Annotated in this window: 7 protein-coding genes; 1 reads left to right on the top strand and 6 read right to left on the bottom strand. The window is 73.0% G+C overall.

The window, feature by feature from the left end:
- Positions 1 to 37 precede the first annotated feature (37 nt).
- The 4 genes from AB0C20_RS33035 to AB0C20_RS33020 form a co-directional block, all read right to left on the bottom strand.
- Positions 38 to 2,488, bottom strand: coding sequence for a S8 family serine peptidase (locus tag AB0C20_RS33035; protein WP_357569469.1), 2,451 nt, complete (start codon positions 2,486 to 2,488; stop codon positions 38 to 40).
- A gap of 335 nt (positions 2,489 to 2,823) precedes the next feature.
- The gene (locus AB0C20_RS33030) at positions 2,824 to 3,432 is read right to left on the bottom strand and encodes a bifunctional 4-hydroxy-2-oxoglutarate aldolase/2-dehydro-3-deoxy-phosphogluconate aldolase (RefSeq protein WP_357569468.1); all 609 of its coding nucleotides are present in this window, start codon (positions 3,430 to 3,432) and stop codon (positions 2,824 to 2,826) included.
- Positions 3,433 to 3,499: 67 nt separating this feature from the next.
- The gene (locus tag AB0C20_RS33025) at positions 3,500 to 4,525 is read right to left on the bottom strand and encodes a sugar kinase (protein ID WP_357180587.1); all 1,026 of its coding nucleotides are present in this window, start codon (positions 4,523 to 4,525) and stop codon (positions 3,500 to 3,502) included.
- A gap of 94 nt (positions 4,526 to 4,619) precedes the next feature.
- Complete coding sequence (locus AB0C20_RS33020) at positions 4,620 to 5,483, bottom strand: S1 family peptidase (protein ID WP_357569467.1); 864 nt, start codon at positions 5,481 to 5,483, stop codon at positions 4,620 to 4,622.
- A gap of 170 nt (positions 5,484 to 5,653) precedes the next feature.
- On the opposite strand from AB0C20_RS33020, the gene AB0C20_RS33015 reads away from it, so the two are divergent.
- Positions 5,654 to 6,838: a low temperature requirement protein A gene (locus tag AB0C20_RS33015; protein WP_357180581.1), complete on the top strand. Its 1,185-nt coding sequence runs from the start codon at positions 5,654 to 5,656 to the stop codon at positions 6,836 to 6,838.
- An 11-nt stretch (positions 6,839 to 6,849) separates the two neighbouring features.
- Here the strand turns inward: AB0C20_RS33015 and AB0C20_RS33010 are convergent, their stop codons facing one another.
- Both AB0C20_RS33010 and AB0C20_RS33005 read right to left on the bottom strand, forming a co-directional pair.
- Positions 6,850 to 7,422: a nucleosidase gene (locus AB0C20_RS33010; RefSeq protein WP_357180578.1), complete on the bottom strand. Its 573-nt coding sequence runs from the start codon at positions 7,420 to 7,422 to the stop codon at positions 6,850 to 6,852.
- A gap of 37 nt (positions 7,423 to 7,459) precedes the next feature.
- On the bottom strand, positions 7,460 to 8,858 hold a 1,399-nt coding region (locus tag AB0C20_RS33005), incomplete at its 5' end, for a PQQ-binding-like beta-propeller repeat protein (protein ID WP_357569465.1).

Here is an 8,858-nt window from a genome sequence, read left to right as displayed (position 1 = left end):
GCGCTGCACGGACCGCCGAGTTCCGCGACTACCTGCCCTACAACCAGGGCAACCGGACGCTGATCGTCTCCAGCTGGCGACGACCGGCCGGCAGCGCCGGGGTCGCCCGCTTCACCAACAGATCGTCGTACGAGCGACCGCCCGCCGAAACGGTCAGGGCCGGCTGCTCCAGCCGCCACCGGGCGCCGAACTCGAACTCGCCGTCGGTCACCGGACGGGTCGTCGGCAACGCCCACATGCTGTCGTACGAGTCGTCGGGCAGCACCTGACTCTCGGTGAGACCGTTCTTGGTGGACCGGTGGATGTCCATCCGCAGCGCGCTGGCGGTGGCCTCCTGCGGCACCCGGGCCTGCACCTGCCGGGCGGCGCGCGCGTCCAGGGTGACGGTGCGGTCGCGGTCCAGGTTCACATCGGTGAAGCTGAGCATCGCCATGCCCTTGGAGTGCGGCCCGTGCGCGCCGCGCACGTCCGCGGAGATCCAACCGTTCCAGCTTCCCACCGGCAGCCGCAGCGTGGCGGTGCCGCTCTCGGGCAGGTCCACGGCGGTGAACAGGGTGTCGGCGGTGAGGATGACCTTGCCGACGAGCGGTTTGCCGTCGCGGTCCTTGGCGACCAGCGTCAGGTTCTGCCGCTGGCCCTCCTTGCCGGCGCCGATCAGGGTGCGTCCGCGCACCGCACCGGTGTCGTCGGTGGCGACGATCATGCCGCTGACCTGCTTCTCCACCGGCAGCTTGTCGTACGCGGCGGTCACCGTCACGGTGGCGGTGCCGCCCGCGGGCACGGCGACCCGGTCGGCGGAGAGCGCGAACAGTCCGGCCGGCGCGGTGGCCACGTCGAGGGCCAGCTTCAGGGCGACCGGCGCGCTGCCGACGTTGGTGTAGGTGACAGTGCGGTCGACGGTCATGCCCGGCTGCTGCGGCCACGCCTGGAAGCCGGAGTAGGCGCTCGGGGTGGCGAAGACCGTGGCGTGCGCGGCGGCGACCGCGTCGACCCGACCGGCACCCGCCTGGTACGGGGTGTACCCGGGGGTGGCCTTGACCGTGCTGACCAGCGCTTCCTTGATCCGCTGACCGGTCCAGTCCGGGTGCGCGGCGGCAACCAGCGCGGCCGTTCCGGCCACGTGTGGGGTGGCCATCGACGTGCCGCTCATCAGCGTGTAATCGCCGGAGCCACCCCGCACCAGGTGCGAGCGGGCCGCCAGGATGTCCACGCCGGGGGCGGTGATCTCGGGCTTGAGCCCGCCGTCGCCGGCGCGTGGCCCCTGGCTGGAGAAGTCGGCGAGGTGGTCGGTGGCGTCGACGGCGCCCACTGTGAGCGCGGAGTTGGCGGCGCCCGGGCTGCCGATGGTGGCCGGGCCGCTGTTGCCGGCGGCGATCACGAAGAGGGCACCGGTCTCGGCGCTGAGTCGCTCGACCGCCTGGCTCATCGGGTCGCTGCCGTCGGTGGCCTCACCGCCCAGGCTCATGCTGACCACCCGGGCCTTCTGCTCCCGGGCCGCCCACTCCATGCCGGCGATGATCCACGAGTTCTGCCCACTGCCCTCGCTGTTGAGCACCTTGCCGATGTGTAGGCGGGCACCCGGGGCGACGCCCCGCTCGGCGCCACCGGACGCGGCACCGGTGCCGGCGATCGTCGAGGCGACGTGCGTGCCGTGGCCCTTGTAGTCGAGGATGTCGGGCTCCTCGGGCACGAAACTGCTCGACTCGGCGATCTGCCCGGCGAGATCCGGGTGTTCCGCGTCCGCACCCGAGTCGAGCACAGCGACGTCGACACCGGCGGCGGTGTTGCCCTCGGCCCACAGCTTCGGCGCACCGATCTGCGCTGTGGACTCGGCCAGGTCCGCGTGCACCCGACCGTCCAACCAGACCTTCGCAATGCCGTTGGCCAGGGTCGGGGCGTCACCCGTACGCCGGGTCGAACCGGCGGTCAGAGCGGTCCAGAACCGGTCGGCGGTGGCGCGCTGGCGGGTCAGCGCCGCGCCCTGCACGCTGTCCAACGGTCGGACCAGCTTCGCGCCGTCGACTGTGGGACGGGTGCGGTTGCGGGCCGCCGCGTCGGTCATCGTGACGATCAGCGGAAGCGCGTCGGTGTGCGCGTCGTCGTAGCCGTCGGCGATGAGGTCGGTGACGTTGAACAGCTGCCGGTCCAGAACACCACTGGTCACATAGGACAGCGCGGCGTCCGGGTAGACGTAGGTGTCGCCGTCGCGCACCGTGCGGTGGAAGCTCGGGGTGCTGCCGTCTGGCCGGCGCACTGTCGACACAGTGCTGCCGTCCGGTGCTGTGGTGACGGTGACCGTGTCACCGGTGATCAGGGTGACGGTGGACGCGCGTCCGGCGGCGGCCGGGGGTTGACCCGCCGGGCGGTCGGGGTTGTTCGGCGGGGCGGCGGCCGCTCCCGCGCCGGGTGGGGTGAACCCGGCCGCCAGGGTGAGGGCGGCGCCGAGGGCGATCAGCCCGGATCGGCGGCGCCGGTGAGACAGAGCCACGATGACCTCTTTGTGTCGAGAAGTGGTACGCACCACAGCATCGACGCAGAGCCCACCCCAACCGCGCCCCCAACCTCGACGCACTTACGCCATGGCGCAACCCCGCCACCCACCCCGCTCTCCCCCGTCCCCGCCCCCGCCCCCCGCCCCCGCGCCCCGCGCCCCGCGCCCCGCGCCGATCTTGCACTTTGTGTCGCGACCAAAGCCGCGAATCAGGGCGCATCGGCAACCGCAAGTGCAAGATCGGCGGGGTGGGGCGGGGAGGGAGGGCGGTGGGGAGGGCGGTGGGGAGGGAGGGCGGTGGGGCGGGTGGGTGGGTTAGGGGGTGGGGCGGGTTAGGGGGTGGGGCGGGTTAGCTTGGCTAGGGCGTCTAGTTGGGTGGGGTCGGAGAGGGCTGAGCCGACTGCTACGACACGTACTCCTGCTTGTAGGAACGCTTCTGCGTTGCCGGCGTCGAGGCCGCCGGTGGCGACGAAGCGCACCTGCGGCAGCGGGCCGGCGACGGCCTTGAACCAGGCCGGGCCGAGGGAGATCGCGGGGAACGCCTTGAGCCAGGTGAGGCCGTGCCGCAGTGCCTGCTGGGCCTCGGTGGGGGTGGCCACACCGGGCAGGTGCGGAAGGCCACGCGCGGCGGCGGCGTCGGCGACCGCGAGGTCCAGGCCGGGCGCGACGGTGAACCGGGCGCCCGCGTCGGCCGCCGCGGCGACCTGGTCGACGTCGAGCACGGTGCCGGCGCCGACGATCCGGTCGCGTGCGGCCCCCGCCTCGACGGCGGCCCGCAGCGCCGGCACCGCGTCGGCGGTGGCCACCGGAACCTCCACCACGTCGATGCCGAGGTCCCAGGCACGCTCGGCGAGTCGAACGGTCTCGGCGACCGGCAGGCCGCGCAGGATCGCCATCACCCGGGCGCCGCCGAAGATGTGGTCGAAGTCCGGTGTGGTCATGGTGCACTCCATCCGATGTCGCGGTGGGACTGTTGCTGCTGGTCGGGTCGCAATCCGCCGGCCCGGCTCAGGTCGTCGCGCCCGGGTCGGTCAGGTCGAGTGGCGACCAGGCGTCGGCGGGGGCGTCGATGAGTTTCTCGAACCAGGCCCACTGCGGGACGGGGGCGTTGTCGCCGCTGCTGGTCAGAGCCTGCGCGGCGACGAGGTGACCGAGGCGCAACCGCCGCACCGGGTCGAGGCCGCGGAGCAGCCCGGCCAGGTAGCCGGCGGCGAAGGCGTCTCCGGCGCCGACCGGCTCCACCACCGTCACCCGGGGCGCGGGCACGAAGACCGGTTCGGCGTCGCGGACCAGTGCGGTGGCGCCCACCGCGCCGTCCTTGACCACCACCGTCGCCGGATCCGGCAACAGCTCGCGTACGGCCGTCGGGTCGGTGGTACCCCAGAGGGTTTCCGCCTCGTCCTGCCCGACGAAGACGAGGTCGCAGCGGTTGGCGAGGTCGCGCAGCACCGGCGCGGCCTGCTCGGCGGGCCACAGCCGGGCCCGGTGGTTGACGTCGAAACTGACCAACGCCTGCGCCAGCGGTCGGTCGGTCACCGCGTGCTCGACCAGCGCCCGGCAGGACGCGGACAGCGCCGCTGTGATTCCGGACAGGTGCAGCACCCGGGCGCCGGCCAGCGCCGGGTCGGCCAGCGTGGCGGGGTCCATCCGGGCGGCCGCCGACCCGGCCCGGTAGTAGTGCACTGCGGTTCCCTCCGGGCCGGGGTCCTTGACGTACAGGCCGGTGGGGGCGGCCGGGTCCACGCACACCTGGTCGACCCGGACTCCGGCGGCGGCGACGTGCCGGACGACGGCCCGACCGAAGGGGTCGTCGCCGACCCGGCTCACCCAGGTCGTCAGGTGTCCCAGGCGGGCCAGGTAACCGGCCACGTTGGACTCGGCCCCACCGACCGAGACGGCGACCCGCTCGGCGCGCTCCAGCGGCTCACCCGGCGCGGGGCAGAGCACCACCATCGTCTCCCCCACGGCGGCCACCTCGATCGACGGAAGGCCGGCCGGAACACTCGGCTGGTCAGGTCGGGGGGCGGTCGGCATCGGGCACACGTCCTCGCGGCGGGGGTGCTGGGCGTCGCCGAGCCTAGGTGTCCCGCGCGGGGTGGGCAACCCGTCGCACGTCACACCTTGACGCTCAGGGCAACGTCAGCCCATACGCGGCCAGCACCTCCGCGATCGGCTGGTAGTAGGTGGTGCCGCCGGCGGTGCAGTTGCCGGTGCCGCCGGAGAGGATGCCGAGGATCCTGCCGGTGGAGGCCACGTAGAGCGGTCCGCCGCTGTCCCCCGGCTCGGCGCAGATGTTGGTGCGGATCAGGCCGTAGATCACGCCGGTGGCGTAGTTGACGGTCTGGTTGAGACCGGTGACGGTGCCGCAGCGCACGCCGGTGGTGCTGCCGCTGCGGCACACCGCCTGACCGATGTACGCGTTGCCGGGGCCGTTGATGGTCAGCAGGCCCGGGTAGGTGTAGACCGCGCTCGGGTGGGCGATCCGGCCGGTGTAGCGGATCAGCCCGTAGTCGTTGGTGGGGTAGCTGGTGGCGGTGCGGGTGCCGAGCACTGTGGTCTGGGCGCTGTCGGCGTACCAGGTGGCGGCTGCGGTGGTGCAGTGCCCGGCGGTGATCACGTAGTAGGTGCTGCCGCTGCGCGCGTTGGCGCCGAGCGAGCAGCGCGCGCCACCGCCGCCGTAGATGCCCTGCCCGCCGGCGATCAGGGGGCGCAGCGTTCCGGGTTCGCGGCGCAGCAGCACGCCGGCCCGGTCGGTCACCGCCCGCAGTGCGGCCAGTTCGCCGGGGGCCACGGTGTCGTCGACGGTGAGGGTCATCCGGCCGGTGGCGGGGTCGAGGCCCCAGGCGGTGCCCGCGGTGCGTACCCCGGTCAGCGTGGCCGTCGGATCGGCGGCGGGCGCGGCGGACCGGTCGGGGACGGCGGCCTGCGCCGCACCGGGCGCGACGAGCAGCAGGGTGGTCAGGACGAGGGCGACCAGCGGGGAGCGGCGCATCCGAACCTCCGAAGAGATCGAGATTGATGGATGCAGTAAAGCATCGCCCGGCGCCCGACGCCGTGGCAACCTCCGGACGCCCTCTTCCCCGACCGGCGGGAATCGCCGATCCGGGGACGGGCCGCGCCGGCACCGCCGATAATCCTCGGAGACACGGCGGGAGGCCGGGCATGACCACCGGAGGCACCGCGGCGCTGGTACGCCGGCCGGACGGTTCGACGCGGGCCACGCTGCTGGAGTTGCTCTTCGACGTGGTCTTCGTGGCCTCGCTCGCGCTGACGTCGACCCTGCTCGCGGAAGTCCACAACTGGTCCGGCGCCGCGATGGTCCTGCTGATGCTGACGGCGATCTGGTGGACCTGGTCGGTCACCTCCACCACCACCGAGTTCTACGACCCTCAGCAGCGCCCCATCCAGGCCATCCTGATGGTCGCCATGGTCGGTTCGGTGGGGATGGCGGCATCGTTGCCGATGGTCTCCGACGGGCACGCGATGGTCTTCGCGATCTCGTACGTCGGCACGCACGTGATCCGCGGCATCATCCTGGTCACGACGTTGTACCGGAAGCGACATCGGGCGGCCATGGTCCGGGCCAGCCGGTTCTTCTTCTGGTTCGTGGTGTCCGGCGTCTTCTGGATCACGGGCGCGGCGTCCGGCACTGTGAACTGGGCCCTCTGGGCCATCGCCATCACGATCGACCTGATCTCCGCGGCGGCCCGCTACCCCACGCCCTGGCTGGGCCGGGTGCCCTCGGAGCAGTACGAGCGGACAACCGCGCATCTCGGCGAGCGGTACCAGCAGTTCATCATCCTGGCCCTCGGCGACATCATCCTGGTTCCCACGCTGCAGGTCAGCCGGGGCCCGCTGGCCGGGCTCCGGGTCGCCGCGCTGCTCTGCGCGTTCGCCATCATGCTGCTGCTCTGGCAGGTCTACGTCTTCCGGGCCGGCGAGTTGCTGGAGGCGGGGGCCGGGCCGAAGTCGGGCCGGCCGGCCCGGGTGGCTCCGTACACGCACCTGGTGATGCTGGCCGGCGTGGTCGCCACGGCGGCCTCGTTCGACCTGGTCGTCACCCGGCCGACCGGCACGACCCCGGTCGGGTGGCTCTTACTGATCATGGGCGGTCCGGCGCTGTTCGTGATCGGCCGCGCCCTGTTCACCCTGCTGGTGTCCATGCTCGTGCCGTGGCGGCGAATGCTCTGCCTCCCCCTGCCGCTGCTCACGCTGCCGTGGGCCGGCCGCTGGCCGCCGCTGCTGGTCACCGCCGTCGTGGCGCTCACGCTGGCGGCGCACATCCTGATTCCCGGAGCGGCCCGGGAGACCACACCGGGCCTGCGGATGCGGCAAGCAGACGACTGACCCTTACCTGTTCAGACGATGTGTCGAGCGGCCCACTCGGCGAGGTCCCGGGCGCACGCGTCCACCGACTCCTGCCAGGTTCGGGCCGCGCCCTCCCCCGCCTCGTCGCTGACCTGCTTCACCAGCCGGCACGGCACACCGGCCTGCGCGGCGGCCCAGGCCACCGCGTACCCCTCCATGTCGACCAGGTCGGCGCGCTGCGCCAACCGGTCCCGCTCGGCGTCGTCGGCCACGAAGGTGTCACCGGTCGCGAGCACCGCGCCCTCGGCTGCCAGCGGCAGCGGCGCCCCGTAGGTCTCGCCGGTCAGCGTGCGCAGCAGCTCGGTGTCCAGGTCGTGCTGGAGCACTGTGGCGACCTCGTGGATCCCGGCCCACCCGGGGCGCAACGCTCCCGCCGTACCCAGGTTGAGCAACAGGGCGGGGCGCGGCCCGGCGGCGAGCACCGCGGCCACCGCGCTGGCGGCGTTCACCTTGCCCATGCCGGTGAGCAGGACCGGCAGCTCGGGCGGCAGGTAGCGGGCCTCCTCCCCCACGGCAAGAACCACCAACGGACGATCGGCGCGGACCGTACCTCGAAGATTCACCGGAGCATCGTACGAGCCGACCGGTGGGCCGGTGACGTCAGTCGTCGGTGAAGCGGTACAGCACGAAGTCCTTGTCCGCGCCACAGGCGATCACGTGGGTGTTCCACGAACAGGAAGAGCTGCGCACGTCCTTCAGCTCACCCAACTCGTCGACCTCCCCGGACTCGGCCCACACCCCGGCCAGCACCCGGTTGTCCGCGACCACGCTGGGCGCCTTGGCGAAGACCAGCAGGTTGCCCGCGTCGAGGCGGACCGCCACTCCGCCCCGGTCCCGCAGCACCGCTTTGCCGGTGGCGTCGAAGACGGTGACGGTCGGCTCCGGCAACTCCCGTTGGGCGAGCACCTGCTCACCCAACGGAACCAGACCGGTCACGCCCGGCGCCGACCATTTGATCATTTGCTCACCCTCGGTGGCCGCCACCATCTCGGTGCGCGCGACGTCGTTGTTCGGCACCTGCAACAGGCAGGCCCGCCGCTCACCGCAGGCCATCAGCTCCTTCGGGCGGTACTCGTCGTTGCCGGAGCGGTGCAGCACCACCGGCTCGGCGTCGGAGCCCAGGTCGTACGCGAGGAGCTGGTAACCACCCTCGTTGGCGGCCACGTACAGGCGGTCCTCGTGGGCGACCACCAGGTCGTCGAGGTCGGCGACGCTGCCCCACTGGCGCAGCACCGCGCCGGATGCCATGTCGAGCAGCCGCACCGACCGGTCCGCACCCACCTGGACCAGTCGCCGCCCCTTGCTCGCCCACGGGTTGCGGGGCGTGCCGTCGAGGAAGGCCGGCCCGCCCGCCGCCGCGTCGGTGCCGACCGGCCGGACCACGGTACGGCCACCGGCGTACTGGCCGCGGGGGTTGGGCTGCGTCCACTTCGCCGAGCCGTTGCTCAGGCGCAGACCGACCAGTTCGTCAGCGGTCCGGTCCACCAGCACCGCCGTGTCGTCGGCGAAGTAGACGTCGTCGTCACCACGCAGAACGCGCTGCCAGCGCTGCTCGCCGGTACGACCGTCGAGGACGGCCAGCGGTCGGGGGGTGCTGTCGCCCGGTGCGTCGGCGAGGACCGCGACCGCCCCGGGGACGGCGATGATCGCCTCCCAGTCGTCGGCCCGCACGTCGGTCTGCTTCCGCCACAACTGGTGGCCGTTGCCCGCGTCGACGGCCACCACCTCCAGCCGGTCGTCGGGCAGCGGAAACGCCAGGTAGGCCCGGTCGTCGAGCACCGCCGTCCACATGGCGACCGGCCGTTCGGCGCCGGCCGACGGCCGGGACAGCTCGCGCAGCGAGTCGAACGTCAGATCCGGATAGCGGTCCCGGGTCAGGTAGAGCGTCGCCGCGGTGGCCACCCCGACCAGGGCCAGCACCGCGCCGAGCACCACCCAGCGCGCCCGCCGCCAGCCTGTCGCGCCGCCGGGCGGGGTCGCGACGGCGCGCCAGCTCCGG

The sequence above is a fragment of the Micromonospora sp. NPDC048843 genome (assembly GCF_040649965.1).
Taxonomy (GTDB): Bacteria; Actinomycetota; Actinomycetes; order Mycobacteriales; family Micromonosporaceae; genus Micromonospora; species Micromonospora hortensis.
The sequence above is the reverse complement of the archived record's forward strand: the minus strand, read 5'-3'. Positions and strand labels throughout refer to the sequence as shown.